Annotated in this window: 21 protein-coding genes and 19 tRNA genes; 2 read left to right on the forward strand and 38 right to left on the reverse strand. The window is 44.3% G+C overall.

Annotated features, from left to right (window positions below; genetic code table 11):
* Positions 1-4 precede the first annotated feature (4 nt).
* The 11 genes from lipB to leuS all read right to left on the reverse strand — a co-directional run bounded on the left by lipB (position 5) and on the right by leuS (position 11,857).
* A complete protein-coding gene (lipB, locus tag QUF19_RS03640) occupies positions 5-664 on the reverse strand; it encodes a lipoyl(octanoyl) transferase LipB (RefSeq protein ID WP_076668146.1) in 660 nt (219 codons plus the stop codon).
* A 195-nt stretch (positions 665-859) separates the two neighbouring features.
* The gene (gene ybeD / locus QUF19_RS03645; protein ID WP_029223455.1) at positions 860-1,138 is read right to left on the reverse strand and encodes a DUF493 family protein YbeD; all 279 of its coding nucleotides are present in this window, start codon (positions 1,136-1,138) and stop codon (positions 860-862) included.
* A 232-nt stretch (positions 1,139-1,370) separates the two neighbouring features.
* Positions 1,371-2,552 carry a serine hydrolase gene (locus QUF19_RS03650; protein WP_286296074.1) on the reverse strand — a complete coding sequence of 394 codons (1,182 nt, stop codon included), beginning with the start codon at positions 2,550-2,552 and terminating at the stop codon, positions 1,371-1,373.
* A gap of 93 nt (positions 2,553-2,645) precedes the next feature.
* The gene (locus QUF19_RS03655) at positions 2,646-3,485 is read right to left on the reverse strand and encodes a septal ring lytic transglycosylase RlpA family protein (protein ID WP_286296076.1); all 840 of its coding nucleotides are present in this window, start codon (positions 3,483-3,485) and stop codon (positions 2,646-2,648) included.
* A 3-nt stretch (positions 3,486-3,488) separates the two neighbouring features.
* Positions 3,489-4,610 (reverse strand): rod shape-determining protein RodA, encoded by a 1,122-nt coding sequence (gene rodA, locus QUF19_RS03660; protein WP_102437490.1) that lies wholly within the window; start codon positions 4,608-4,610, stop codon positions 3,489-3,491.
* Positions 4,610-6,502 carry a penicillin-binding protein 2 gene (gene mrdA / locus QUF19_RS03665; protein ID WP_286296082.1) on the reverse strand — a complete coding sequence of 631 codons (1,893 nt, stop codon included), beginning with the start codon at positions 6,500-6,502 and terminating at the stop codon, positions 4,610-4,612. Before mrdA ends, rodA begins: the two co-directional genes overlap by 1 nt.
* 6 nt (positions 6,503-6,508) lie before the next feature.
* Positions 6,509-6,979 carry a 23S rRNA (pseudouridine(1915)-N(3))-methyltransferase RlmH gene (gene rlmH / locus QUF19_RS03670; RefSeq protein WP_065104956.1) on the reverse strand — a complete coding sequence of 157 codons (471 nt, stop codon included), beginning with the start codon at positions 6,977-6,979 and terminating at the stop codon, positions 6,509-6,511.
* A gap of 3 nt (positions 6,980-6,982) precedes the next feature.
* On the reverse strand, positions 6,983-7,300 hold the full coding sequence (gene rsfS / locus QUF19_RS03675; protein ID WP_017104431.1) for a ribosome silencing factor: 318 nt from the start codon (positions 7,298-7,300) through the stop codon (positions 6,983-6,985).
* 66 nt (positions 7,301-7,366) lie between these two features.
* Entirely contained in the window at positions 7,367-8,392 is a 1,026-nt protein-coding gene (gene holA / locus QUF19_RS03680; protein WP_286296086.1) for a DNA polymerase III subunit delta, read from the reverse strand.
* 9 nt (positions 8,393-8,401) lie between these two features.
* A complete protein-coding gene (locus QUF19_RS03685) occupies positions 8,402-9,058 on the reverse strand; it encodes an LPS-assembly lipoprotein LptE (protein ID WP_286296088.1) in 657 nt (218 codons plus the stop codon).
* Between the two features lie 222 nt (positions 9,059-9,280).
* Complete coding sequence (leuS, locus tag QUF19_RS03690) at positions 9,281-11,857, reverse strand: leucine--tRNA ligase (protein ID WP_286296091.1); 2,577 nt, start codon at positions 11,855-11,857, stop codon at positions 9,281-9,283.
* Between the two features lie 265 nt (positions 11,858-12,122).
* Between leuS and QUF19_RS03695 the strand changes: the two genes are divergently transcribed.
* Positions 12,123-12,593, forward strand: coding sequence for a zinc ribbon-containing protein (locus QUF19_RS03695; protein ID WP_099167163.1), 471 nt, complete (start codon positions 12,123-12,125; stop codon positions 12,591-12,593).
* Between the two features lie 98 nt (positions 12,594-12,691).
* On the opposite strand, the gene lnt is transcribed toward QUF19_RS03695, so the two are convergent.
* The 5 genes from lnt to miaB form a co-directional block, all read right to left on the reverse strand.
* The gene (gene lnt, locus QUF19_RS03700) at positions 12,692-14,206 is read right to left on the reverse strand and encodes an apolipoprotein N-acyltransferase (protein ID WP_286296095.1); all 1,515 of its coding nucleotides are present in this window, start codon (positions 14,204-14,206) and stop codon (positions 12,692-12,694) included.
* A gap of 32 nt (positions 14,207-14,238) precedes the next feature.
* On the reverse strand, positions 14,239-15,129 hold the full coding sequence (gene corC, locus QUF19_RS03705; protein WP_017104425.1) for a CNNM family magnesium/cobalt transport protein CorC: 891 nt from the start codon (positions 15,127-15,129) through the stop codon (positions 14,239-14,241).
* A gap of 120 nt (positions 15,130-15,249) precedes the next feature.
* The gene (gene ybeY, locus QUF19_RS03710) at positions 15,250-15,711 is read right to left on the reverse strand and encodes an rRNA maturation RNase YbeY (protein WP_065113503.1); all 462 of its coding nucleotides are present in this window, start codon (positions 15,709-15,711) and stop codon (positions 15,250-15,252) included.
* Complete coding sequence (locus QUF19_RS03715; RefSeq protein ID WP_286296102.1) at positions 15,712-16,833, reverse strand: PhoH family protein; 1,122 nt, start codon at positions 16,831-16,833, stop codon at positions 15,712-15,714. It lies immediately after the preceding gene.
* Between the two features lie 160 nt (positions 16,834-16,993).
* Positions 16,994-18,418 (reverse strand): tRNA (N6-isopentenyl adenosine(37)-C2)-methylthiotransferase MiaB, encoded by a 1,425-nt coding sequence (gene miaB, locus QUF19_RS03720; RefSeq protein WP_017104422.1) that lies wholly within the window; start codon positions 18,416-18,418, stop codon positions 16,994-16,996.
* 309 nt (positions 18,419-18,727) lie between these two features.
* Between miaB and QUF19_RS03725 the strand changes: the two genes are divergently transcribed.
* The gene (locus QUF19_RS03725; RefSeq protein WP_286296104.1) at positions 18,728-19,903 is read left to right on the forward strand and encodes a 2-octaprenyl-3-methyl-6-methoxy-1,4-benzoquinol hydroxylase; all 1,176 of its coding nucleotides are present in this window, start codon (positions 18,728-18,730) and stop codon (positions 19,901-19,903) included.
* A gap of 73 nt (positions 19,904-19,976) precedes the next feature.
* Here the strand turns inward: QUF19_RS03725 and QUF19_RS03730 are convergent, their stop codons facing one another.
* The 22 genes from QUF19_RS03730 to pth form a co-directional block, all read right to left on the reverse strand.
* Positions 19,977-21,023, reverse strand: a complete 1,047-nt coding sequence (locus tag QUF19_RS03730) for a lactonase family protein (RefSeq protein WP_286296105.1) — start codon at positions 21,021-21,023, stop codon at positions 19,977-19,979.
* 157 nt (positions 21,024-21,180) lie between these two features.
* A tRNA-Leu gene (locus tag QUF19_RS03735) sits at positions 21,181-21,265 on the reverse strand.
* 77 nt (positions 21,266-21,342) lie between these two features.
* Positions 21,343-21,419, reverse strand: a tRNA-Met gene (locus QUF19_RS03740).
* A gap of 51 nt (positions 21,420-21,470) precedes the next feature.
* Positions 21,471-21,555 (reverse strand) — tRNA-Leu (locus QUF19_RS03745).
* Positions 21,556-21,664: 109 nt separating this feature from the next.
* A tRNA-Gln gene (locus QUF19_RS03750) sits at positions 21,665-21,739 on the reverse strand.
* Between the two features lie 29 nt (positions 21,740-21,768).
* A tRNA-Leu gene (locus QUF19_RS03755) sits at positions 21,769-21,853 on the reverse strand.
* A gap of 68 nt (positions 21,854-21,921) precedes the next feature.
* Positions 21,922-21,996 (reverse strand) — tRNA-Gln (locus tag QUF19_RS03760).
* A 30-nt stretch (positions 21,997-22,026) separates the two neighbouring features.
* Positions 22,027-22,111, reverse strand: a tRNA-Leu gene (locus QUF19_RS03765).
* A 77-nt stretch (positions 22,112-22,188) separates the two neighbouring features.
* A tRNA-Met gene (locus QUF19_RS03770) sits at positions 22,189-22,265 on the reverse strand.
* Between the two features lie 51 nt (positions 22,266-22,316).
* Positions 22,317-22,401, reverse strand: a tRNA-Leu gene (locus tag QUF19_RS03775).
* 109 nt (positions 22,402-22,510) lie between these two features.
* Positions 22,511-22,585: transfer RNA gene (locus QUF19_RS03780), tRNA-Gln, on the reverse strand.
* A gap of 29 nt (positions 22,586-22,614) precedes the next feature.
* Positions 22,615-22,699, reverse strand: a tRNA-Leu gene (locus tag QUF19_RS03785).
* A gap of 68 nt (positions 22,700-22,767) precedes the next feature.
* Positions 22,768-22,842, reverse strand: a tRNA-Gln gene (locus QUF19_RS03790).
* A gap of 30 nt (positions 22,843-22,872) precedes the next feature.
* A tRNA-Leu gene (locus tag QUF19_RS03795) sits at positions 22,873-22,957 on the reverse strand.
* Positions 22,958-23,025: 68 nt separating this feature from the next.
* Positions 23,026-23,100: transfer RNA gene (locus QUF19_RS03800), tRNA-Gln, on the reverse strand.
* Between the two features lie 29 nt (positions 23,101-23,129).
* Positions 23,130-23,214 (reverse strand) — tRNA-Leu (locus QUF19_RS03805).
* A 76-nt stretch (positions 23,215-23,290) separates the two neighbouring features.
* Positions 23,291-23,367: transfer RNA gene (locus QUF19_RS03810), tRNA-Met, on the reverse strand.
* A 77-nt stretch (positions 23,368-23,444) separates the two neighbouring features.
* Positions 23,445-23,519 (reverse strand) — tRNA-Gln (locus QUF19_RS03815).
* 29 nt (positions 23,520-23,548) lie between these two features.
* Positions 23,549-23,633 (reverse strand) — tRNA-Leu (locus tag QUF19_RS03820).
* Between the two features lie 67 nt (positions 23,634-23,700).
* Positions 23,701-23,777, reverse strand: a tRNA-Met gene (locus tag QUF19_RS03825).
* Positions 23,778-24,057: 280 nt separating this feature from the next.
* Entirely contained in the window at positions 24,058-25,149 is a 1,092-nt protein-coding gene (gene ychF / locus QUF19_RS03830) for a redox-regulated ATPase YchF (protein ID WP_026012356.1), read from the reverse strand.
* Between the two features lie 10 nt (positions 25,150-25,159).
* Positions 25,160-25,750 (reverse strand): aminoacyl-tRNA hydrolase, encoded by a 591-nt coding sequence (pth, locus tag QUF19_RS03835; RefSeq protein WP_010439162.1) that lies wholly within the window; start codon positions 25,748-25,750, stop codon positions 25,160-25,162.
* Between the last annotated feature and the right edge of the window lie 232 nt (positions 25,751-25,982).

A 25,982-nucleotide genomic window follows, 5' to 3' on the forward strand; every position in this document is an offset into this window, starting at 1 on the left:
GATTTTATGCTTCTGCTGTAATGTTACTGGTGGCTTGAATGTCTACTTGGTCATAGCCGAGTAGTTCTACTAGCTCTTGTATTAACTGTTGCTCAACGCTTTCTAATTCACTGGGTCCGCCTAACTGGCTTACCTGAGCCATTTCCATACCTTGGTAACCACATGGGTTAATGCGTAGGAATGGAGACAGGTCCATATCGACGTTGAGTGCAAGCCCATGAAATGAGCAGCCGCGTCGAATACGTAATCCGAGTGAACAGATTTTCTTGCCATCGACATAGACACCTGGGGCGTCAGGTCGGGCAGTTGAATTTATATTGTAAGCTTTCAGAGTGTTGATTACGAGGTTCTCAATATGAGTCACCAAATCACGTACTCCGAATTTTTTGCGGCGGATGTTAATCAAAAAGTAAGCGACTAACTGACCTGGGCCGTGATAAGTCACTTGGCCACCGCGATCGCTTTGAATGACAGGGATGTCACCAGCATTTAATACATGCTCGGCTTTGCCTGCTTGTCCTTGAGTGAAGACAGGGTTGTGTTCAACCAACCAAACTTGGTCTACGTCTTCTTCTGTGCGTTCGTCTGTGAACTTATGCATGGCTTTCCATACGGGTTCGTAATCCTGACGGCCTAATTTTTTTACGATTAGCTTATTTTGCAAAGCTGCACTCCCTCAAGGATTAATAAAGTGAACGCATTATAAACGCGAAACATGATTCTAACTACAGACGGACTGCAAGGTTTTTCAACTTTCTTTGTATTTATTGAAAATTAAGTTGAATGACTTTGAGCCCGATAGGGTGTTTCAAACAAAAACAGCGGCAATAAGCCGCTGTTTTCTATGCGTAATCGTTGATTACAGAACCATACGAACGATTTCGATGTCGCCCAGTTCTTTGTATAGCGTTTCTACTTGTTCAATTGAAGTCGCTGTAATATTGATCGAAACAGAGTGGTAGTTGCCTTTCGCACTCGGTTTTAGTGTTGGGCTGTAGTCACCAGGAGCATGACGCTGGATCACTTCTAGCACTAGCTCAGTAAGCTCTGGCTTAGCATAGCCCATTACTTTGTAAGTGAATGAACAAGGGAACTCTAAGAGATCTTTTAGTTTTGCATCAGAATTGATGTTCATGATTAGCTCCAAAAGGCTAGACTCTCGCAAATTGGCGAAATGTCGATAAAAAGCGTGTTCGGTCAACAGACACGAGTAATAAGGCGGAATATTACGTGTAAATATCACCGAACTCAAGATCAACAAAAGCCGCACATGGCGGCTTTTGTTTCGTTAATGAGTAAATAAGTAATTTACTCATTAGGTTAGCTAGACAAGAAGTTTGTGTATTGCTTCGTACAAACTTATGGCTTGTTTAGAATAAACCTTTGAACAGCAGTACTAGGTAGTCCCATAGACGGCTAAATAGGCTGCCTTGGTCTACATCTTCAAGTGCAAGTAGCGGGTATTCAGCAACGTCTTCACCATCAACTTGGTAGAATAGTTTGCCTACAACATCGCCTCTGCTAATTGGTGCTTCCAGTTCTTTTTCAAGAACGAAGCTAGCCTTTAGGTTCTTCGCTTGGCCACGAGGTAGAGTAACGAAAGTATCTTCGTCTACACCTAGAGCAACCGTGTCCTTGCTACCCATCCAGATTTTTTCTTCAACGAATGTCTCACCAGCAGTATGTGGTGCCACTGTTTCGAAGAAACGGAAACCGTAGCTCAGTAGCTTTTTGCTTTCTGTTTTACGAGCGTTCGCATTCTTTGTGCCCATCACAACCGCAACTAGGCGCATTTTGCCTTCTGTTGCTGAGCTTACTAGGCTGTAACCTGCGTTGCTTGTATGGCCAGTTTTAATGCCATCAACGTTCATGCTCTTATCCCATAACAGACCGTTACGGTTGTACTGGGTGATGCCGTTGTAAGTAAATTTTTTCTGTGAGTAGATACGGTACTCATCAGGAACGTCGCGAATTAGCGCCTGACCAAGTAGAGCCATATCATAAGGCGTTGAGTATAGGTTTGGATTGTCTAGACCGTGCACGTTAGCGAAGTGCGTGTCTTTCATGCCAATAGAGCTTGCCCAAGCGTTCATTAGGTCAACGAATGCGTCTTCAGAGCCTGCAATATGCTCAGCCATTGCAACACAAGCATCGTTACCTGATTGAATGATGATGCCACGGTTCAGTTCTTCAACTTTAACCGTTGTACCTACTTCAACGAACATCTTAGATGAGTCTGGGAAGTTTTTAGCCCAAGCGTTTTCGCTAATGACAACGTCGTCGTTTAAGTTGATGTTACCACGGTCAAGCTCTTGGCCAATCACGTAGCTCGTCATCATCTTGGTTAAACTTGCTGGAGAAAGCTGAGTGTTCATTTCTTTCTCTGCTAGTACTTTGCCTGAATGGTAATCCATCAGAACAAAACCTTTAGCGGCGATTTGAGGTGCATCAGGTACAACAATAGGAGCGGCGAATGACGATGTAGCTATCGTTGCAGAAAGAGCAACAGAAGTAGCAAAAATCGATTTAACAAGTTTATTAGATTTAATCATTTTGAATGCAATTATTTGGTGAACTATTCATATATTAACAGAATCACTCTGTCACACCAGAGCGCTGATTACCAGAAGTAACTGTTAGATTAATTAGCGAGTTAGCGTGTGCTTTTTTATATAAGCTGACGGGTAACCCATTAGCTTAACTTGTTCTAATTTCTTTTGAGTCAGAGCATAGTCATGAAATGGCCCAAGCATCAGACGGTAGTTGTCGTCATTTGACTGCAAGAACGTTGCTACAGCTAGCTTTTCGCCTAGATCTTTGGCTAACTTTTCGGTTCTATCTTCATGCGGAGATGTGGCTACCTGAATAATAAATTGCGGCAAAGCAGCCTTTTTATTCGCGTCGGTTGGCATAGCCACAGTGATGACTTCTATCTCAACATTTGCTGTGCCTGTTCTCAATACATCGAGCTTGTAAGCTGCCGCATAACTAAGGTCAATGATTCGGCCTTCATGGAATGGGCCTCGGTCATTGATACGAACAATTGTCGTTTTGTTGTTATCGGTATTTGTCACTTTTACATAGCTTGGAATAGGCAATGTTTTGTGCGCTGCAGACATCGAATACATGTCGTAGATCTCGCCATTTGAGGTTAAATGGCCATGAAATTTCTTACCGTACCAAGAGGCTTTTCCTTTCTCGGTAAACCCTTCAGTTTTTTTTACGATTTTGTAGTCTTCGCCACGCAGAGTGTAGTTAGTGTTGCCGCCTAAGCTGTAAGGTTCATACTGCGGGTGAGCGTCTTCTAGGTGCTCGACTGATATTGGCGCATCTGGCGCAATATCAGAATCAATGTCGTAACGGCCTTTTTGCTCTTGGGAAGAACAACCGTTAATCAAAACTGCCAAGCCGACGATAGACAGCATTTTTTTGATTGGCAGTTCATTGACCAAAGATGTTGTTAGGGGGAATGCTTTAATAGACATCAATTAGGTCGCCTTTGAGAATGCTTTTCTGTGTGTATGAATCGACATTAAAATGCCAAATCCAGCCATGAGGGTAACCATTGAGGTACCGCCGTAACTGACTAGCGGAAGAGGAACCCCAACAACGGGTAGAATGCCACTTACCATGCCAATGTTTACAAAAATATAAACGAAGAAGCTCAGTACAATACTGCCAGCCATCATTCGACCAAATGCCGTTTGCGCTTGGCTCGCCAGAAATAAACCACGTCCAATAATGAAGAGGTAGATAGCGAGTAAAAACAAAATACCGATCATACCCCATTCTTCGGCTATTACTGCAAAGATGAAGTCGGTGTGTCGTTCTGGAATAAACTCCAGTTGAGATTGCGTGCCTTGTAGCCAACCTTTTCCGGATACTCCACCAGAACCTATCGCAATTTTACTCTGAATGATGTGGTAACCCGCACCTAATGGATCTGATTCAGGATCAAAAAGGGTTCTTACACGTACTTTTTGATATTCACGCATTAAGAAGAACCACAAGATTGGAATAAACGCACCCAACGCAATTGCAGCACTCATGATTATTTTCCAACTGATACCAGCAAGGAAGATAACGAAGATACCAGAGGCCGCAATCAGGATAGATGTGCCTAGGTCGGGCTGCTTAGCGATGAGAATAGTGGGTACAAACACCATCACCAACGAGATCGCTAAGGTTTGGAAAGTCGGTGGTAGTGAACGCTTACCGATAAACCTTGCCAGCATTAAAGGCACCGCAAGCTTTAGTAGCTCAGAGGGTTGGAATCGAACAAATCCGAAGTTCAGCCAACGCTGTGCACCTTTTGAGGCTTCACCAAAGAACAACACACCGAGTAGCAGAATAACGCCGCCCGCAAATAGCAACGGAGCTAAGCTCTCGTAAGTGCGTGGTGAGATTTGAGCCAAGAAGATCATTACACCTAAAGACAGAGCCATACGCATCGCTTGGCGATCCATCATCGCCAGGCTTTGGCCGCTTGCGCTGTACATGATCAACAAGGCAAAGCCCATTAAAACCAGAATACCAAGCAACAGCGGTAGGTCTATGTGCAGTCTTTCAAATAGGGCTCTATTTCGTCCAGTTGAAGGATCAAGTTTCATTATTTAATTGGCTCACTTTGATAATCTTCTGCAAGGATAATATGGTCTAAAATCCTTCTTACTACTGGGCCACCATTGGATGAACCGCCACCTGCATTTTCTAAAACAATGGTAACCACTGATTCAGGATTTTCAAAAGGAGCATAACCAGTAAAGAGGGCGTGATCGCGTAAATGCTCGGCAATCTCGTCCGCGTTATACTCTTCATCTTCTTTCAGGCCGAATACCTGTGCAGTACCGGACTTACCTGCAGAGACGTAAGACATTTTCTGGAATGAGCGTCTGGCCGTGCCTTTTTTACCGTGGTTTACCAGCTTCATACCTTCTTGGGCAATATCCCAATACTTCTGCTTTACACCCGTTACTGGTGGATAGGTTTCGATTTCCGAAAGAACTTGTTCATCGAATGGACGCCCGTTCTCTATGGTTGAGCGCAATAGATGAGGGGCTGTTACTTCACCCTCATTAACCAATACCGATGTCGCTTTCGCTATCTGCATGGGTGTCGCTGTCCAGTAACCTTGTCCAATACCAACGGGAATGGTATCACCTTGATACCAAGGCACACGGTGTCGCGCCATTTTCCACTCGCGTGTTGGCATGTTGGCTTTACTTTCTTCATAGATATCAATACCGGTGTAATCACCGAAACCGAACATCATCATCCATTTAGATAAACGGTCGATGCCTAGATCAAAGGATATTTGGTAGAAGAAGGTATCAACAGATTCTTCAATCGCTTTCACTATATCAACTTTACCGTGTCCCCAGCGAAGCCAGTCACGAAACGGTTTTGTTTTTGAATTGGGTATTTTCCAATATCCAGGATCATTTCGTGTTGTGTTCGGTGTGATTACACCTTCTTGCAACGCTGCAACGGCAATGAAAGGTTTGATGGTTGAAGCCGGTGGATAAATACCTAAAGTGGCTCGGTTAACCAAAGGTCGGTTCTTATCCTGCAATAGGGCGTTGTAACCCTTGGATGAAATACCGTGAACGAAGGCATTTGGGTCATAGCTTGGGCTTGATACCATTGCTAATACACCATTGTCTTTTGGATCGAGAACGATTGCAGAGCCTCTGCGTCCGTCGAGCAGTTTGTGCACGTATGTCTGCAGCTTGATATCGAGATTGAGCACGATATCTTTACCCGGTACCGAAGGGACAAATTTTAGAGTACGAATGACGCGCCCGCGGCTGTTGACTTCAACTTCTTGATAGCCGGCCGTTCCGTGCAGCATGTCTTCGTAATAGCGTTCAATACCTAGCTTTCCGATGTCACGAGTGGCTTGGTAGTTGGCGTCTTTTTCTTCTCGGACTAAGCGTTGCATGTCGCGATCGTTAATTCGCGAGACATAGCCAATCACGTGGGTGAGAACATCACCATAAGGGTAGAAACGTTTTAAAGTCCCGGTGACTTCAACGCCTGGAAATTTATGTTGATTAACTGAGAAAACAGCCACTTGCTCTTCAGTGAGTTGGTTAAGAATCGGTACCGACTTAAAGCGTCGTGAATTACGACGATCACGATTAAAGCGTTCGATACGTTCAGGAGGAATCTCAATTAAGGTTTGCAAACGGATGAGTGTGTCATCCATATCTTTAATTTTTTCTGGGATGATCTCGAGGTTGAAAACTGGGCGGTTTTCAGCAAGGAGTACTCCGTTTCGATCGTAAATTAAACCGCGATTGGGTGCGATAGGCACAACCTTAATTCGGTTGTCGTTCGATCGAGTTTTATAGTCCTGATATTGGTTGACCTGAATGTTATACAGGTTAACAACCAACATAGTCATCATGACTATGATCCCTATAAACGCAACAAAAGCACGGCTAGTGAATAGTCGTGCTTCTGCTTTGTAGTCACGGATTTGGCTACGTTTACGTAACATTAACGCTTATTCTCGGTGGTACGGGTGGTTAGCAGTGATGCTCCAAGCTCGATACAAGCTTTCAGCCATGATAACGCGTACTAATGGATGAGGTAAGGTCAGTGCTGACAAAGACCAGCTTTGATCCGCGGCTGCTTTACATGCAGGGGCTAATCCTTCAGGCCCTCCAATGAGGATGGACACATCGCGTCCATCCAACTTCCAACTTTCTAATTGCTCAGCAAGCTGTGGTGTATCCCATTTTTTACCTGGGATATCGAGCGTGACAATACGGTTACCTTTTGGAACCGCTGCCAACATCGCTTCACCTTCTTTTTGAAGAATGCGAGCAATATCGGCATTTTTGCCACGTTTACCTGCAGTGATCTCAATGAGCTCTAATGGCATGTCGTGAGGGAAGCGACGGCGATACTCTTGAAAGCCTTCTTCAACCCACTTTGGCATTTTAGTGCCAACAGCAATCAGTTGGATTTTCAACGCTTAGCTCCAAAGCTTTTCTAGTTGATACAGCTCACGATGCTCTTCTTGCATAACGTGCAACATGCTCGTACCCATATCTAGGACAACCCATTCGCCTTCTTTTTGTCCGTCCATACCTAGCGGTTGTAGACCTACTTTTCTTACTTCATCTGCGACATGTTGTGCAATAGAGGCAACGTGGCGCTTAGAAGTGCCAGTACAAACAATCATGAAATCAGTCACACTTGATTTGCCTTCTACATCGATAGTTACAATCGATTCTGCTTTCATGTCGTCGGCTTTATCTGCAAGAAAGTCTTTTAGTTCTTCACGTAACACTGGGTGTTCCTTTAATCTGAATTTAGCTTTGTTTAGGGTATTTTGACCCTAGAATATAACACGCTTTTATGCGTGAAACGGTATAGAAGCGGAAGGGATACAAAACTCTACGCTTAACTGATGAATTAGTGGCCAAGGCGACTGTTCATATTGGGTTTTTGTCATCAATTCAGCTTGAGTGAGCAAGGCAAACAGGGAGTGTAATCGAGAAATCGGAACTCTTGTTAGCGCTGCGTTATAAAGAGGTTTCTTAGATTGCCATATACGGTGCTTGTCAAAAACCTGCCCGATTGGCATCTGTTTCATTTGTTGCTGCATTTGTAAAAGCAGAGCAAGCTCACGCTGTATGCTACGCAGTAAGATCACGGGTTCGACACCTTCGGCTTCTAACTGACGCAGAATTCTTTGTGCACGGTTACCTTTGCCTGCCAATAACACATCACTCCAATGGAATGGCGTAAAGTGGTTATGTCGGCTCAGTGACTCTTCGAGTCGGACTAATGTGAGCTTTCCATCTGGATACTGTAGAGCGAGCTTTTCAAGGCTTTGAGTCAGGGCGAAGAGGTTGCCCTCGTGCCATTGTGCCAGCATTTGAATTGCTTCAGGGTCGGGCAGTAGGCCAACCTGACGACAACGCGCTTGGACAAACTGAGGTAAGCGGCTGACATCTGGAGTTAAGCAGCTTACCCAATGCCCTTGGTTCGAGAGTGCTTTGAACCATTTTGCATTCTCTTGGGCTTTCGTCAGCTTCGTTCCAACCAATATCAATAAGATGTCGTTGTGAATATGCTCAGAAATCGCGAGTAACTCTTTCGCAATCGCAGCGTTAACCCCAGACTCAGGCAGTTCAAGTTCGATGATCTGGCGACTCGAAAATAGGCTTAATGCTTGAGTGCAGTCATAGACTTGGTTCCAGTCAAGGCTATTATCAATCGCAAAACGGTGACGTTCATCGAAGCCTTGCTCTTTGGCTGTCTTTTGAATCGCTTCTCGGCTTTCCTGTAGCAGCAAAGGCTCGTTACCAAAAATTAGGTAAACGTTGCTTAACTGCTTAGCAAGTTGCTCTGATAAACGATCAGCAAAAATACGCATCAAATGAACCTATTGCTCAACAGTTACGCTAGGCTCAGCATCTGGTGCTGTACTGGTGTCGATCTCAACGTCGTCAATTTCGATGTTCTTGATGTTGTACTGCTTTTCTAGCTCTTTTACTTGAACGTTTTCTAGAGCTTGTAGATCCATGCTACCGGCTGCAATGTTTGCTTTCAATCGAGCCATCTGACGAAGGATCTGGCTTGTCGCAAGCTTACGCATTTCATCTTCAATCATGTCTCGCTCAACAGATTTTGCGAGTGCCGTTAGCGGGTTATCTAAATAGCTGCGAGTTACGCTTGTTGAGAATGTTTTTGAACCTAGATCGGGGATGGTTACTCGATATGAAGAACGGAACGTCAGCTCTTTTTCTGCCGCTCGTGTGTTTTGGTAAAGAGACAGGGTACGCTCGCCAACACTCTCACTAATAATGTGCAAGTTAGGTGTGTTCTCAGCCGGTGGCACAATTTCTACATCATTCATGCGCAGCTGGCCTTTCATCATACGTGTGAACGTACTGTATTGGTCGTAACTGGTCACAGAGATCTTGTTGAGTTCTTCTGGGACGGAGTAATCACCACGTAGGTGGAAACCACAGGCACTTAGCAGGCTAACGGTTAAAACAACAATAGTAACTTTCAATGAAGATAGTGAAATCAGGCGCATTATTTGATGGCTCTCATGAAGGTAGAATACTTATTTAAAGGCTTTAGTTCATTTGGATTGCTGGGCTATGAATCTAAAGCGCTTAAATAAGTAGACAGGGCGATGTTGCACCCTGTCTAAAGACTGCTGAAAACAAAATAAGTTCTCTTCAGCAGCTATATGTGCAGACTAAAGCTGGTTCGCTTTAATCTGCAACTGTCAGCTAGCTAATGTTAGCTAATATTAGTTAGCAACGATGTTCAGAAGCTTGCCAGGTACGAAGATAACTTTACGGATAGTTAAGCCATCTAGGAACTTCTTAGCGTTCTCATCGTTTAGACCAAGTTCACGAACTTGCTCTTCGGTCGCATCAGCTGCAACAGTCAGTTTCGCACGTAGCTTACCGTTGATCATTACAACGATAGTCTTCTCGTCTTCAACTAGCGCTTTCTCATCGAAAGTTGGCCATGTTGCTGAGTCTACGTTTGATTCACCAAGTGCAATCCACATTTCGTAAGAGATGTGCGGAGTCATTGGGTAAAGCATACGAACCACTGCTTTTAGCGCCTCATCAAGAATTGCACGATCTTGTACAGATTCTTGTGGCGCTTTCGCTAGCTTGTTCATTAGTTCCATGATCGCAGCGATGGCAGTGTTGAATGTTTGGCGACGGCCGATATCATCCGTTACTTTCGCGATAGTCTTGTGGATATCACGACGAAGTGCTTTCTGGTCGCCAGATAGCGCAGAAGCGTCAACAGATTCAGCTGCACCTTTAGCTGAATGAGTGTGAACCAATTTCCAAACACGTTTAAGGAAGCGGTTTGCGCCTTCAACGCCAGACTCTTGCCACTCAAGCGTCATGTCTGCAGGCGATGCAAACATCATGAATAGACGTACGGTATCAGCACCGTACTTGTCTACCATCTCTTGTGGGTCGATACCGTTGTTCTTCGACTTAGACATTTTGATCATGCCTGAGTGCTCAACGTCGCGGCCTTGATTGTCGACAGCTTTTTCAATGCGACCTTTCGCGTCACGGTCGATAGTCACGTCAGTTGGAGCAATCCACTCTTTCGTGCCTTTATCGTTTGTGTGGTAGAACGCGTCAGCCAGAACCATGCCTTGACATAGAAGTTGCTTGAACGGTTCATCAGATGTCACGTAACCCGCATCACGAAGAAGCTTGTGGAAGAAACGAGAGTAAAGCAGGTGCATACAAGCGTGCTCGATACCACCAACGTATTGATCAACTGGCAACCAGTAGTTTGCTTTCTCTGGATCTAGGATGTCGTCAGCTTGTGGTGAACAGTAACGTGCGTAGTACCATGAAGATTCCATGAACGTATCGAACGTATCAGTTTCACGTAGCGCAGGTTCGCCGTTGAATGTTGTTTCAGCCCAAGACTTATCTGCCTTGATTGGGCTAGTTACGCCATCCATTACCACGTCTTCTGGAAGAATAACGGGCAGTTGGTCTGCTGGTACTGGGTGAACTTCACCGTCTTCAGTGGTTACCATTGGGATTGGAGCACCCCAGTAACGCTGACGAGAAACGCCCCAGTCACGTAGACGGAAGTTTACTGTTTTCTTACCTTTGCCTTCAGCTTCAAGCTTTGCAGCGATTGCATCGAATGCTTCTTGGAAAGCAAGACCATCGAATTCACCAGAATCGAACAGTACACCTTTCTCTGTGTAAGCCGCTTCAGACACGTCTAGCTCAGAACCGTCTTCTGGCTTAATTACTGGGATGATATCGATGCCGTACTTAGTTGCGAATTCGTAGTCACGTTGATCGTGAGCAGGAACCGCCATTACAGCACCTGTGCCGTAGTCCATAAGAACGAAGTTAGCTACGTAAACAGGAACAATACGACCGTTAAGAGGGTGGATAGCCGTTAGGCCAGTATCCATACCTTTCTTTTCCATCGTTGCTAGTTCAGCTTCAGCCACTTTGGTGTTGCGACATTCTTCAACGAATGCTGCAAGCTCAGGGTTGTTCTGTGATGCTTTCTCTGCAAGAGGGTGACCCGCAGCGATACCAACATAAGAAACACCCATTAGCGTGTCTGGACGAGTTGTATAAACTTCTAGTGGCGCTTCTTCACCGTTAACAGCGAAAGATAGCTCAACACCTTCAGAGCGACCGATCCAGTTGCGCTGCATGGTCTTAACCATTTCAGGCCAACCTTCAAGGTTGTCTAGATCGTCTAGTAGCTCTTGAGCGTACTCAGTGATCTTGATGAACCACTGTGGGATCTTCTTTTGTTCTACTGGAGTGTCACAACGCCAGCAGCAACCGTCTTCTACTTGCTCGTTCGCAAGAACCGTTTGGTCGTTTGGACACCAGTTAACAGAAGAAGTCTTCTTGTAAACTAGGCCTTGTTCGTAAAGTTTAGTGAAGAACTCTTGTTCCCAACGGTAGTACTCAGGTGTACACGTTGCGAATTCACGTTTCCAGTCGTAACCAAAGCCTAAAAGTTTAAGCTGGTTTTTCATGTATTCGATGTTTTCGTAAGTCCACGGTGCAGGCGCTGTGTTGTTTTTTACAGCTGCGTTTTCTGCAGGTAGGCCGAATGCATCCCAACCGATTGGCTGCATTACGTTTTTGCCTTGTAGACGTTGGAAACGAGATACCACATCACCGATGGTGTAGTTACGCACGTGACCCATATGCAGTCGGCCACTTGGGTACGGGAACATAGAAAGACAGTAGAATTTTTCTTTATTTGGGTCTTCACTTACAACGAAAGTCTCGCTGTCATCCCAGTGTTGTTGAACCTTTTGTTCAATCTCTTGCGGGTTATATTGTTCTTGCATCGATGGTATCCGGTTATCTTGGAATTTGTGAGTTCGGTTAGAACAGAATCTTACAGATCGTCATAGAATACCTAAAGGAGCTTAGTACAACAATAGTTATACCCTTCATACTTGCAGTTGCAGCGTGGTTGATTGCGTAAATTCAACCGAATTACTTAGGACAGCTATACTTAAGGGTATGAATTGCATTTGTTTGTTAGGAACTGGTCGCTTCACTTAAGGTCAGTTCACTAAGATAAAGCTTGGTCATCTTAAGGAGGTCGTTATGCCGAAGAAAAAAGCACTCTATGAAGAAGTCGTCGAAGAGGTGATAGAAACGCTGAAGCATAGTCCTGAAGAGCTTAACAATAAAATCGAAACGTCAGGTAAGTATGCGAAAGCAGCCAATGATATGACCAAAGACGAATTGTCATTGATTTCGGCCTACGTGAAGTCGGACTTAAAAGAGTTCTCCGAAAGCTATGAAGAGAGCAAAGGTGGTCCATTTTATTTAATGATCACAGACTCTATCTGGCAAGGACTCTTGGATATCACTGATCGCACTAAGGTGGAATGGGTTGAACTGTTTCAAGACTTAGAACATCAAGGCTTGTATCAAGCAGAAGAGGTTATCGGGCTCGGGACACTTGTCTGTGATGAGTGTGGGCATCAAACCGAATATAACCACCCAACGACGATTATTCCGTGTATTAAATGTGGCTCGACAGGGTTTAGCCGTAAAGCGCTTAAGCCGTAAAAGACTAAACCATAACGTCTTCAATTTTAAGCTGTAACAATAAGAAAGGGTTGACCGAAATTGGCCAACCCTCAACAACTTTTCGTCGAATCTCGAATCTAGTCTTTTCTTCTCATAAACCAGCCAACTACTAAACTCAGTAACGCCCAGATATACAGCGGCCAAGTACCGACCACGTGGTAAGGGGTTTGACCATCCGTTGAAATAAGTTCAGCTTTCAACACTGCGGTTTCAAACTGCGGTATTTGCTTGATGATTTTGCCTTTGTGATCCGTCACTGCTGTTACGCCATTGTTGGTTGAACGAATCAGCGGCTTACCTAGCTCCAGAGCACGCATCTGTGCGATTTCCATATGTTGTAATGGTCCAATCGAACGGCCGAACCACGCATCGTTAGAGAGCGTTAGAATAAAGTCAGTTTCATCCGTTACGTTTTGTCTAACTTGATCATTAAAGATGATCTCATAACAAAGCGCTGGTGCTAGATGACGACCATTTGCCACGATGTTTGGCTGAACAAAATCACCACGGCTGAATGATGACATTGGCAAATTAAAGAACGGCGCCAACGGGCGTAGGATATCCTCAAACGGCACAAATTCACCAAATGGTAGAAGATGATGTTTATGGTAGCGTTCGTCTGGATCGTAGCTGTATTCACCGTATGGATTGACACCGAGAGAAAGAACACTGTTGTAGTACTTTTTATCTTCAGATTGATTCAGTACGCCAGTAATGATTGAGCTGTTGTTCATCTTCGCTGCGCTATCTAAGTTACGTAGGAAAGATGGAATCTCAACTTCGAATGCTGGAATAGCCGCCTCAGGCCAGATGATGATATCGGCGTCCCAGTTTTCTCTACTTAAATCGGTGTACTTCATCATCGTTGGCCAGCGATGGCTAGGTAGCCATTTGCTGTCTTGGTCGACGTTACCTTGAATCAATACCACTGAGGTGGTTTTTTCAGGGTTCGGTGTCACCCAATCGATATTTCGAAGACCGAAACCAGTACTAAACACAACGGCAGGGATGACAGCGACACTCCACGCCTTGTTTATGACCGTATAAGCGAGTGCAGAGGCTGATACAATAATCGCTAGCGTCACCAGCTCGACACCACCAATCGGTGCGAATGAGCCTAGTGGCGAGTCGATTTGGCTGTAGCCTAGCCATAACCACGGGAAGCCAGTCATTACCCAACCGCGTAGCCAATCACAGATTAACCATAGTGCAGGGGCAGCAAGAAAAAATCGGCTTAGGTTATTGCTCGGAAAGAATTTGTTTAAACTCCAAGTAAATAGACCGGAGTAGACCGCAAGGTAACCAACAAGCAATGCCATTAAGAATAAATTGGCAGCCAGAGGCATTCCGCCAAAGCCATCAATACTGACGTATACCCAACTAATACCAGTCGTGAATTGGCCTAAGCCCCATGCGTAACCAATCCATAGCGCACTTTTTGGAGAGCGATTGTTGATCAGTAGCAACAATAAAGCTGGGCTGAGAATAGCAAGAGGCCATATTGAATATGGAGCGAATGAAAGGGTAGTTATAGCGCCAACAAAAACGGCCGCAAGCGGCCGTAATAGGCGATGATTAAATAGTTTAGTCATCTAATTTCTGTCATCTCTTTAGAGAGAAGTTGTTATTCTTCGATAGTTGGAAGAGGTTGTTCGTCAGGTATCGTTACCTGCAACTGAATCACACGACGGTTATCAGCTGATGTCACTTTGAAATGGTAGTTTTCGATTTCTACAATTTCGCCACGAACCGGTAAGTGACCTAATGCTGTCATTACCATGCCGCCGACTGTATCCACTTCGTCATCACTGAAAGAGGTCTCAAACGTATCGTTGAAATCTTCAATAGTGGTTAGAGCTTTAACAGCGAAGGTATGCTTACTCAGCTTACGAATATCTACTTCTTCTTCATCGTCGAATTCGTCTTCAATTTCACCAACGATTTCTTCGAGGATATCTTCAATGGTTACCAGGCCAGAAACACCACCAAACTCATCGACAACGATAGACATGTGGTAACGCTCTTCTTGGAATTCTTTGAGCAGGCGATCAACTCGCTTACTTTCAGGAACAACCACGACAGGGCGAATCACTTGTTCGATATCAAATGGGGCACTTTCTGAACCCAAATACTTAAGTAGGTCCTTCGCTAATAGAATGCCTTCAACATGGTCTTTATCTTCACTGATCACTGGGTAGCGAGAGTGTTGAGCATCAGTAATAAGCGCAATTAACGTATCTAAATCGTCGGTGCGTTCAACTGTAACCATTTGAGAGCGAGGCAGCATGATATCGCGTACTCGCATCTCTGAAATTTCCATAACACCTTCGAGCATGTCGCGAGTGTCGTGGTCAATTAGGTCATTAATTTCAGAACCGCGGATAACATCCACAAGTTCTTGGCGATCTTTAACTTCGCCTTGAAATATTTGGCCTAGACGTTCAAAGAAGGACTTTCTACTCGGACCTTCAGATTTTTTACTTCCCTCAGAAGTGGGGGGGTTACCTTCGTTCATGATTTCTCAAAAAATAACGCTATCAGAAGTGTGATAGCACACATTAAAACTCAGATTCCTGTGAAAATAACAGGTTCGATGAGTTCTTGTTTCTCTGCAATCTACGTTACTAGAGTCAATTTACTTTTCTAGAATGTAAGGGTCTTCAAAGCCCATAGTTTGCATGATTTCTGTCTCGAGTGACTCCATCTCTTCAGCTTCATCATCTTCGATATGATCATAACCTAGCAGATGCAGACTGCCATGTACAACCATATGAGCCCAGTGTGCTAGCAGAGGCTTATTTTGCTCTTCTGCTTCTTTTTCGACAACTTGGCGGCAGATAATAAGGTCACCCAGTAGATCTAATTCCATTCCTGGTGGCGCTTCAAATGGGAAAGACAGCACGTTAGTCGGCTTATCTTTTCCACGATAGTCATGGTTGAGCTGGTGGCTCTCTTCTGTATCAACAATACGAACGGTGAGCTCGGCATTCTCTTGAAACTGAGGAATTGTCTTGTCCAACCAAAGCTGAATATCTTGCTCGGTTGGAAGACCTTGCTCATTTTCGACCGCTATTTGCAGGTCTAGTTCAATAGACATCTATTTATCACCTTGTTCTGCAATTACAGAATTATTTTGTGTTGCTAATTGTGTCGTAACGGCTTGTTGAGCCTCAAGAAGCTTGGCTTCGCGTTCTTCACGCTTACGTTGTTCAAACTCTTTGCGCTCTTTCTGGTCTTTTGCTTCCCACTTCTCGTACGCATTGACGATACGAGCAACCACAGGGTGACGAACGACGTCTTCAGACATGAAGAAGTTAAAGCTAATGTCATCAACGTCACTGAGCACTTCAGTCGCGTGACGTAGGCCTGACTTCGCACCGCGAGGTAAATCGATTTGAGTGATATCACCGGTGATCACAGCGCGAGAGTTAAAACCGATACGGGTTAAGAACATTTTCATCTGCTCTACCGTGGTGTTTTGGCTCTCATCAAGAATGATAAATGCATCATTTAGTGTACGTCCTCGCATGTAAGCCAGTGGTGCAACTTCAATCACGTTACGCTCAATCAGCTTCTCGACACGCTCAAAGCCAAGCATCTCAAAGAGTGCATCGTAAAGTGGACGCAAATATGGATCGACTTTCTGGCTTAGATCTCCTGGAAGGAAACCAAGCTTCTCACCAGCCTCAACGGCAGGGCGAGTCAGTAGGATTCGGCGAACCTCTTGACGTTCGAGAGCATCGACTGCTGCCGCGACCGCTAAGTACGTTTTACCTGTACCAGCAGGGCCAATACCAAAGGTGATGTCATGAGTGACCATGTTCATCAAGTATTGAGCTTGGTTGGGTGTACGTGGCTTGATAACGCCTTTTTTAGTCTTAATGGTCACTTCTTTGCCGTAGTCGATTTCAGACTCGACATGTTGCTCCAAAATGCCTGACTCGGTAACTGCTAGGTGCACCTGTTCAGGTTCAATATCGGACACGTTGCCTTTGACCGGAGCCGTTTCTACATAGAGGTGCTTGATGATATCTAAAGCGGCCGCTGTGGTGTGAGGCTTGCCTACTATGGTGAAAAAGTTACTACGGTAATTAATTTCAACGCCAAGACGGCGTTCAAGGTGTTTGATATTGTCGTCGAATGGACCACATAAGCTTGCTAAGCGTAGGTTGTCGGCAGGTTCTAGATTGATCTCTAAAGTAACGATTTTATTGCTCAAATTAGCCTCTCATTTTGTGCCACTCGCTCTTAAATAAAACAAAGAGCAAAAAGCCCGATTTAGACCGGGCTTCTGATGGTGATTCCCTATTTCTAAGATGGTCACTTAGTTAGGTAATTTCAAGCTTTTCGTTTGAGCTTTGTTCTCAAACGTTATCTGACTATGGCGTAAATGTCGCTACACCTAGCTCATCTTCGCGTTTTGTTTTTTCCATCATTTCTGCTGGAGTCATTGCCACGCGTAGGCCCATGTCTTTTTCTGTACGAACCAATTCACCACGTAGTGAGTTGGTGTAAACCTCAGTGATCTTCACGTCTACGAATTGACCGATAAGATCAGCAGAACCTTCAAAGTTCACAACACGACTGTTTTCAGTACGGCCACGAAGCTCCATTAGGTTCTTTCTTGAAGGACCTTCTACAAGAATACGTTGCTCGGTACCTAACATTAGGCGAGAGAAGCGCATAGCTTGAGTGTTCACCGTTTGTTGAAGCTCGTATAGACGATCTTTCTTCTCTTGTGCTGGCACATCACATGGGTAATCTGCGGCTGGCGTACCTGGACGAGGAGAGAAAACAAAGCTGAAGCTCATATCGAAATCAACTTCTTTGATTAGTTTCATCGTATCTTGGAAGTCTTGCTTAGACTCACCTGGGAAACCAACGATAAAGTCAGAGCTGATTTGAATATCAGGGCGAGCTTTACGCAGTTTACGAATGATAGATTTGTATTCGATTGCCGTATGTGGACGCTTCATCATTGTTAGAATGCGGTCACTACCACTTTGTACTGGCAAGTGAAGGAAGCTCACTAGTTCCGGTGTGTCTTTGTAAACTTCAATGATGTCGTCGCCGAACTCAAGCGGGTGGCTTGTTGTGAAACGAATACGGTCGATACCATCAATAGACGCAACTAGGCGAAGTAGTTCTGCAAATGTGCAGATGTCGCCTTCGTGAGTTGGACCACGGAATGCGTTTACGTTTTGGCCAAGTAGGTTTACTTCACGTACACCTTGTTCTGCAAGTTGTGCAACTTCGTAGAGTACATCGTCCATTGGACGGCTAACTTCTTCACCACGAGTATATGGCACAACACAGTAAGTACAGTACTTAGAACAACCTTCCATGATAGAAACGTACGCCGTTGCGCCGTCTGCTTTTGGCTCTGGAAGGTTATCGAATTTTTCGATCTCAGGGAATGAGATATCCATTACAGGTTTTTCGTTAGACAGAGATGACTTAATCATTTCTGGTAGACGGTGTAATGTTTGAGGGCCAAAGATTACGTCAACATAAGGCGCGCGTTGACGGATATGGTCACCTTCTTGAGTTGCTACACAGCCACCTACACCGATCACCACACCTTCTTTTTTATCTTTAAGTGTTTTCCAACGACCAAGCTGGTGGAATACCTTTTCTTGCGCTTTTTCACGAATAGAACAAGTATTCAGGAGTAGTACGTCTGCTTCCTCAGGTACTTCAGTTAGCTCATAGCCATTTGCAGCGTTAAGCAGGTCAGCCATTTTTGATGAATCGTATTCATTCATCTGACAGCCCCAAGTTTTAATTAGCAGTTTCTTACTCATTTTTTGTTCGCTCGATCGTTAGTTTAATTTAAGGGAGCAAATCGCCCAGTATTCATCTGCAAGTGCCGTTTGTCATATTAACGCATTCAGCTCTTATGACCGGCTCTGGCAGCAAGCCGCGTATTGTACTGGTTTCAAAACCGACTGACTAGTAGTCTGATAAAATCTCTTCGGTAGTGGTTTTTATTATCGTTAACGCTAGGTACAGCAAGGGGTAACCCTTTATTCGAATAAGGTTTTTGGTTACAAGTTAGTTGTGAAAACGTACAATCGAAAACAGTCAAAGAATCAAAATGATAAGTACAAAATATGAACAGTTACGACATTGTAGTAGTGGGTGGTGGCATGGTTGGTGCTGCGACTGCAATCGGCTTTGCTAAACAAGGACTGAATGTTGCTGTGATCGAAGGCTTTGCTCCCAAAGCTTATGATGACTCACAAGCGATGGATATCCGTGTATCAGCAATTTCTCAGGCTTCAGTTGATTTGCTTGAAGGGCTGGGTGCATGGCAAAGCATCGCTGCAATGCGCGTCTGTTCTTACAAGCGTTTGGAAACTTGGGAACACCCAGAGTGTCGTACTCGTTTTGATGCCGCGTCTCTTGATTTACCTCGTTTAGGTTACATCATTGAGAATCGATTAATCCAGTTGGGTTTATGGGCTCAGTTTGAAGCATATGATAATTTAACGATCTTATGCCCAGAGAAATTAGACACTATTGAATTTGGCGAAACCAATATCGTCAAGCTTCAATCTGGTTCGCAGCTGTCAGCGAAGTGGGTGATTGGCGCTGATGGCGCAAATTCAGCCGTTCGTCAGCAAGCTGGGATTGGTATTACGGCTTGGGATTACCGACAGCACTGTATGCTTATCAATGTAGAAACAGAACTTCCTCAGCAAGATATTACTTGGCAACAGTTTTTACCGAGTGGACCTCGTTCATTTTTGCCATTGTGTTCTCTAACCTCTGACGGTCAAGAAGTCGGGCAGGGGTCGTTGGTTTGGTATGACTCCCCATCTCGTATTAAGCAACTTTCTGCGATGAGTCCAGAAAAATTACGTAATGAAGTGATTACTAACTTCCCTGCAGAATTGGGTGATGTAAAAGTGTTGAATGCAGGTTCATTCCCTTTGACTCGACGTCATGCTCAATCATACTCGAAGAATAATTGCATTCTTGTCGGGGACTCAGCACATACGATTAACCCTCTAGCAGGTCAGGGTGTTAACTTGGGCTTTAAAGATGTGGCTGCACTATTGGATATCACTAAAGAGAAAGGTGAATTGAATCAATCTGTGGCGAGACGCTATGAAGTGATCAGAAGAGGTGACAATCTAATGATGCAAAGTGGCATGGACTTTTTCTACAAAACGTTCAGTAATGATATTGGCCCGCTCAAGTTTGTACGTAATGCTGCACTGAAGCTAGCAGAAAACTCAGGGCCGATTAAATCACAGGTACTTAAATACGCTTTAGGATTATGATTCGTTAGTCCAAATTATCGAGTTATAAAAAGAAGGAGAGCAGGGGCTCTCCTTTTTGATCTCGTGATAATGCTTAATGCTGTTGCGTCACACAAACAGGCGCATCAATGGCTAAAGAACATCCCGTATAGATGAGAGAGCCATCTTCAACATTTCGTTTGAATGACGTGAGGTTGTTGGAGTGCTGGTTTGCGGAGATAAGCCATTGTCCGTCATTAGTGATATGAAAGTCGCGAGGGAACTTGCCTTCAACATCGTAACTGTCCATAAAAATGAGCTTTTGAGTGACTGAGTCTATTCGAAAACAGCTGATTCTTGATTGATGTCGGCAAGACACATAAAGGAATTGCTCATCTGGCGATAGCTTAATTGCAGCCGCGGCTTCCCCTTTCTCCATGTTAGGTAGTGCGTCAACCTCTTCCGCAATATTCCACAGCCCTAAAGACTTCTCCAAAATCAATATCGTTTCCGAGAGCTCACACATCACATAGGCTCTATCTTCAGCTTGGTTAAAGATTAGGTGACGAGGTCCATTCCCTGCTGGCACTTTAATAGACTGCATTGGCTCATCAAGGAATTCTTCTTGTTCTTCGTCAAAGCAATAGAAGTTGATTCGATCGGCTCCGAGATCGACGGTGACAAACTGAGGAGAATTCTTCATAAAAAGGCTTTGATGAGCATGTGGGCCAGTTTGTCTTTCTGTATTAGGTCCAGAACCAACCATTTTAAGTGTTTTGAGTCGTTTATCGATATTGCCATTGATACTTAAACTAAAGATATCGAATGTCCCTGATGAGTATTGCGATGTAATTGCAAATTTATTGTGGGGATCTATCGTGATATGACAAGGATGCTCTCCTGAAATTGGCTCAGCATTTGACGCTATTTTTGAATCAGAATTAGGTATATGAATGAGCTGTGGTTGTATCTTTTGGTCAACTTCAGAAGCTGTGTAGACCCCTAGCTTGGTCGTGGTGACAAACGAGGGGTTAGTGCAGGCCGCTATAAGCTCTAAAGGCAACAGCGTTCCCGTTTCTAGATCTAACTGAGTTTGATACACACCTTGGCTATTACTTGGAGAATCTGTGTAGCAACCGATCGTTAAAGGGAGGGTTTTCATAGGCAGTCATACTCAGTTAGAAAATGGAGCAGACATTGTCTAATAAAATCGCAGTAAAAGTGAGGTTATAGGAGAGAATACTTGGTGACTTGGCTTGCAGATTTGCATATTCCAGATAAAACAAAACCCAGCTAAAAAGCTGGGTTCTATTCAATGATGGTGCGGTCGGAGAGACTTGAACTCTCACACCTCTCGGCGCCAGAACCTAAATCTGGTGCGTCTACCAATTCCGCCACGACCGCAGCAAATCTTTATAGTTATATCGACATTGGTGATTCAATATAACGTTGTTTGTACTTTTTCTTTCATAAAGAAAGAATGGTGGCTACTGCGGGATTCGAACCTGCGACCCCATCATTATGAGTGATGTGCTCTAACCAACTGAGCTAAGTAGCCAATAATGAATTTTATGTATTCACTATTTTATCTCTAATTAAAGAGAAATAATGGTGCGGTCGGAGAGACTTGAACTCTCACACCTCTCGGCGCCAGAACCTAAATCTGGTGCGTCTACCAATTCCGCCACGACCGCAGCAAATCTTTATAGTTATATCGACATTGGTGATTCAATATAACGTTGTTCTCTTGTTTTGCTATTTAGCTTAAAAACAAGCTAAGTAATAAACAAAGAGTTTAAATAGTGGCTGGGCTACCTGGATTCGAACCAGGGAATGCTGGCATCAAAAGCCAGTGCCTTACCGCTTGGCGATAGCCCAACAGGATATCAATTAAGATATCTAAATAATGGTGCGGTCGGAGAGACTTGAACTCTCACACCTCTCGGCGCCAGAACCTAAATCTGGTGCGTCTACCAATTCCGCCACGACCGCAGCAAAGCTTTTACTCTAGCGAAGAGTATAGTTAAGAAGACTTATGGTTTGTCTAAGTAACGTTGTAGTGGCTGGGCTACCTGGATTCGAACCAGGGAATGCTGGCATCAAAAGCCAGTGCCTTACCGCTTGGCGATAGCCCAACAATGATATCATTTAAGATATCTAAATAATGGTGCGGTCGGAGAGACTTGAACTCTCACACCTCTCGGCGCCAGAACCTAAATCTGGTGCGTCTACCAATTCCGCCACGACCGCAGCAAATCTTTATAGTTATATCGACATTGGTGATTCAATATAACGTTGTTTGTACTTTTTCTTTCATAAAGAAAGAATGGTGGCTACTGCGGGATTCGAACCTGCGACCCCATCATTATGAGTGATGTGCTCTAACCAACTGAGCTAAGTAGCCAATAATGAATTTTATGTATTCACTATTTTATCTCTAATTAAAGAGAAATAATGGTGCGGTCGGAGAGACTTGAACTCTCACACCTCTCGGCGCCAGAACCTAAATCTGGTGCGTCTACCAATTCCGCCACGACCGCAGCAAATCTTTATAGTTATATCGACATTGGTGATTCAATATAACGTTGTTCTCTTGTTTTGCTATTTAGCTTAAAAACAAGCTAAGTAATAAACAAAGAGTTTAAATAGTGGCTGGGCTACCTGGATTCGAACCAGGGAATGCTGGCATCAAAAGCCAGTGCCTTACCGCTTGGCGATAGCCCAACAGGATATCAATTAAGATATCTAAATAATGGTGCGGTCGGAGAGACTTGAACTCTCACACCTCTCGGCGCCAGAACCTAAATCTGGTGCGTCTACCAATTCCGCCACGACCGCAGCAAAGCTTTTACTCTAGCGAAGAGTATAGTTAAGAAGACTTATGGTTTGTCTAAGTAACGTTGTAGTGGCTGGGCTACCTGGATTCGAACCAGGGAATGCTGGCATCAAAAGCCAGTGCCTTACCGCTTGGCGATAGCCCAACAATGATATCATTTAAGATATCTAAATAATGGTGCGGTCGGAGAGACTTGAACTCTCACACCTCTCGGCGCCAGAACCTAAATCTGGTGCGTCTACCAATTCCGCCACGACCGCAGCAAAGCTTTTACTCTAGCGAAGAGTATAGTTAAGAAGACTTATGGTTTGTCTAAGTAACGTTGTAGTGGCTGGGCTACCTGGATTCGAACCAGGGAATGCTGGCATCAAAAGCCAGTGCCTTACCGCTTGGCGATAGCCCAACAGGATATCAATTAAGATATCTAAATAATGGTGCGGTCGGAGAGACTTGAACTCTCACACCTCTCGGCGCCAGAACCTAAATCTGGTGCGTCTACCAATTCCGCCACGACCGCAGCAAATCTTTATAGTTATATCGACATTGGTGATTCAATATAACGTTGTTTGTACTTTTCTTTCATAAAGAAAGAATGGTGGCTACTGCGGGATTCGAACCTGCGACCCCATCATTATGAGTGATGTGCTCTAACCAACTGAGCTAAGTAGCCATCTGAGAGCGAAGTAATATAATATAATCTCGCTTCCAATGCCATTATCTTTTTAAAGATAATTACACTTTAAATTGTGGCTGGGCTACCTGGATTCGAACCAGGGAATGCTGGCATCAAAAGCCAGTGCCTTACCGCTTGGCGATAGCCCAACAATGATGTCAATTAAGACATCTCAATATGGTGCGGTCGGAGAGACTTGAACTCTCACACCTCTCGGCGCCAGAACCTAAATCTGGTGCGTCTACCAATTCCGCCACGACCGCTTTATTTCCTAAAAACTCTTTGTTGTCAAAAGACATACGTTTAATAACAAACAGAGTGCTTAGGAAATGGTGGCTACTGCGGGATTCGAACCTGCGACCCCATCATTATGAGTGATGTGCTCTAACCAACTGAGCTAAGTAGCCATTTCCAAATTGTTGCTCATTTCGAGACGTTGCCGCTTCGTTGTGAACGGGGCGCATTATGCGGAGTTGAGTGAAACCCGTCAACTTTTTTTTTGAATAAATCACGAATAAACATCTGTTCGGTTTCTTTTTAGTCAAAGAGGCGTATTTGTCAGCAAAAAATAGGTTCAAATACCGATATATATAGGAAGTTAAGTTTTGGATACGAAGCTCTTTAGAAAGAGCGAAAACGAAAAAGGCCAGTGAATTCACTGGCCTTTTATTAGATGTTTATTGGTAATTAAACGTTGAAACGGAAGTGAACAACATCGCCATCTTTAACGATGTATTCTTTGCCTTCAAGGCGCCATTTACCTGCATCTTTTGCTCCGCTTTCACCGCCAAATTCGATGAAATGTTCGTAACCAACCACTTCTGCACGGATGAAACCTTTCTCGAAGTCGGTGTGGATCTTACCGGCTGCTTGAGGTGCTGTTGCACCGATAGGAATAGTCCAAGCGCGAACTTCTTTAACGCCCGCTGTGAAGTAAGTTTGAAGAGTTAGTAGCTCGTAACCAGAGCGGATCACTCGGTTAAGACCTGGTTCTTCGATACCCATGTCAGCTAGGAACTCTTCACGATCTTCATCGTCAAGCTCAGAAAGCTCAGATTCGATTGCAGCACATACAGCAACAACAACGTTGTTCTCTTTTTCTGCATACTCACGAACGGCGTCTAGGTAAGGGTTGTTTTCGAAACCATCTTCAGCAACGTTTGCGATGTACATTGTTGGCTTAAGCGTTAGGAAGTTAAGGTAGTCGATTGCTGCGACTTCTTCTTTGCCCAGTTCAACAGTACGAGCCATACCACCTTCAGTCAGGATCGGTAGTAGCTTTTCAAGAACTGTAGTTTCAAACTTAGCGTCTTTATCTCCGCCTTTTGCTTTTTTAGCATTGCGGAAGATCGCACGTTCACAGCTATCTAGATCGGCAAGAGCAAGCTCAAGGTTGATCACTTCGATATCTTCGATAGGAGATACTTTGCCAGAAACGTGAACGATGTTTTCGTTTTCAAAGCAGCGTACAACGTGACCGATAGCGTCAGTTTCACGGATGTTAGCTAGGAATTTGTTACCTAGACCTTCACCTTTAGATGCGCCAGCAACTAGGCCTGCGATATCTACGAATTCCATTGTCGTTGGAAGGATCTTCTGTGGATTAACAATTTTTGCTAATGCATCTAAGCGTAGATCTGGAACCGGAACGATACCTGTGTTTGGTTCGATCGTACAAAATGGAAAGTTTGCTGCTTCGATGCCTGCTTTAGTCAGTGCGTTAAACAGAGTTGACTTACCAACGTTTGGTAGACCAACGATGCCACATTTAAAACCCATGATATAAACCTTATTCTGCTTTGAACGTATGTAAGCGATTTTGTGCTTTTGGTAGGCCATCTTTTAATAAGATGTCTAGGCTGCGAACCGATTCGTCAACGACAGCCTCGATACACTCTTGCTCTTTCGCAGGAGCTTTGCCTAATACATAACCTGCAACTTTATCTTTGTGTCCCGGATGGCCAATGCCTAACCTAAGACGATAGAATTCTTTATTGTTACCCTGCTTGCTGATGATGTCTTTTAGGCCATTATGCCCGCCATGACCACCACCTTTTTTGAACTTACCAATACCAGGAGGGAGGTCTAACTCATCGTGAGCCACCATGATCTCTTCTGGCTTAATTTGGTAGAACTTTGCCAGTGCTGCAACAGCTTTCCCGGATAAGTTCATAAAAGTCGTTGGGATCAGCAAACGAAGATCTTCACCATGAACCATGATACGACCCGTTAGGCCAAAGAACTTTGGTTCGTTCTTCAGTGTCACGTTGTGTACACGTGCTAATTCTTCAACTACCCAAGCACCCGCATTGTGGCGAGTTTTGGCGTATTCTGGACCTGGATTAGCCAGTCCAACGAGAAGTTTTATTTGTTGGCTCAAGGTATGGATCTCTCTTGGGATTTCAAAAAGCGCCGTATGATATCACAGTTTATGAAAAAGGTGCGAGCTAGCTGATAGCAACTCAATGATTCAAAACTGTGGTCAAATTAACTTTGTGGTCGTTATACCAATCGTAGTAAATAACTGGTCACCCTAGCTGGTTAAAATGCTCGATAACTGCGTTATAATTTTTGATTGTAGAATAACTACTTATCAAAAAATCACGCCTTGT

Origin of the sequence: Vibrio sp. FE10 (genome assembly GCF_030297155.1) — a bacterium.
Classification (GTDB): domain Bacteria; phylum Pseudomonadota; class Gammaproteobacteria; order Enterobacterales; family Vibrionaceae; genus Vibrio; species Vibrio apostichopi.

Coding starts and splice junctions, on each gene's coding strand:
- QUF19_RS03655 (WP_286296076.1), bottom strand. CDS start 3,485: ATGTCTATTAAAGCATTCCCCCTAACAACATCTTTGGTCAATGAACTG.
- lnt (WP_286296095.1), bottom strand. CDS start 14,206: ATGACTAAACTATTTAATCATCGCCTATTACGGCCGCTTGCGGCCGTT.
- corC (WP_017104425.1), bottom strand. CDS start 15,129: ATGAACGAAGGTAACCCCCCCACTTCTGAGGGAAGTAAAAAATCTGAA.
- rodA (WP_102437490.1), bottom strand. CDS start 4,610: ATGAAACTTGATCCTTCAACTGGACGAAATAGAGCCCTATTTGAAAGA.
- holA (WP_286296086.1), bottom strand. CDS start 8,392: ATGCGTATTTTTGCTGATCGTTTATCAGAGCAACTTGCTAAGCAGTTA.
- leuS (WP_286296091.1), bottom strand. CDS start 11,857: ATGCAAGAACAATATAACCCGCAAGAGATTGAACAAAAGGTTCAACAA.
- QUF19_RS03695 (WP_099167163.1), top strand. CDS start 12,123: ATGCCGAAGAAAAAAGCACTCTATGAAGAAGTCGTCGAAGAGGTGATA.
- QUF19_RS03650 (WP_286296074.1), bottom strand. CDS start 2,552: ATGATTAAATCTAATAAACTTGTTAAATCGATTTTTGCTACTTCTGTT.
- miaB (WP_017104422.1), bottom strand. CDS start 18,418: ATGAGTAAGAAACTGCTAATTAAAACTTGGGGCTGTCAGATGAATGAA.
- ybeY (WP_065113503.1), bottom strand. CDS start 15,711: ATGTCTATTGAACTAGACCTGCAAATAGCGGTCGAAAATGAGCAAGGT.
- mrdA (WP_286296082.1), bottom strand. CDS start 6,502: ATGTTACGTAAACGTAGCCAAATCCGTGACTACAAAGCAGAAGCACGA.
- QUF19_RS03730 (WP_286296105.1), bottom strand. CDS start 21,023: ATGAAAACCCTCCCTTTAACGATCGGTTGCTACACAGATTCTCCAAGT.
- QUF19_RS03685 (WP_286296088.1), bottom strand. CDS start 9,058: ATGCGCCTGATTTCACTATCTTCATTGAAAGTTACTATTGTTGTTTTA.
- QUF19_RS03725 (WP_286296104.1), top strand. CDS start 18,728: ATGAACAGTTACGACATTGTAGTAGTGGGTGGTGGCATGGTTGGTGCT.
- ychF (WP_026012356.1), bottom strand. CDS start 25,149: ATGGGTTTTAAATGTGGCATCGTTGGTCTACCAAACGTTGGTAAGTCA.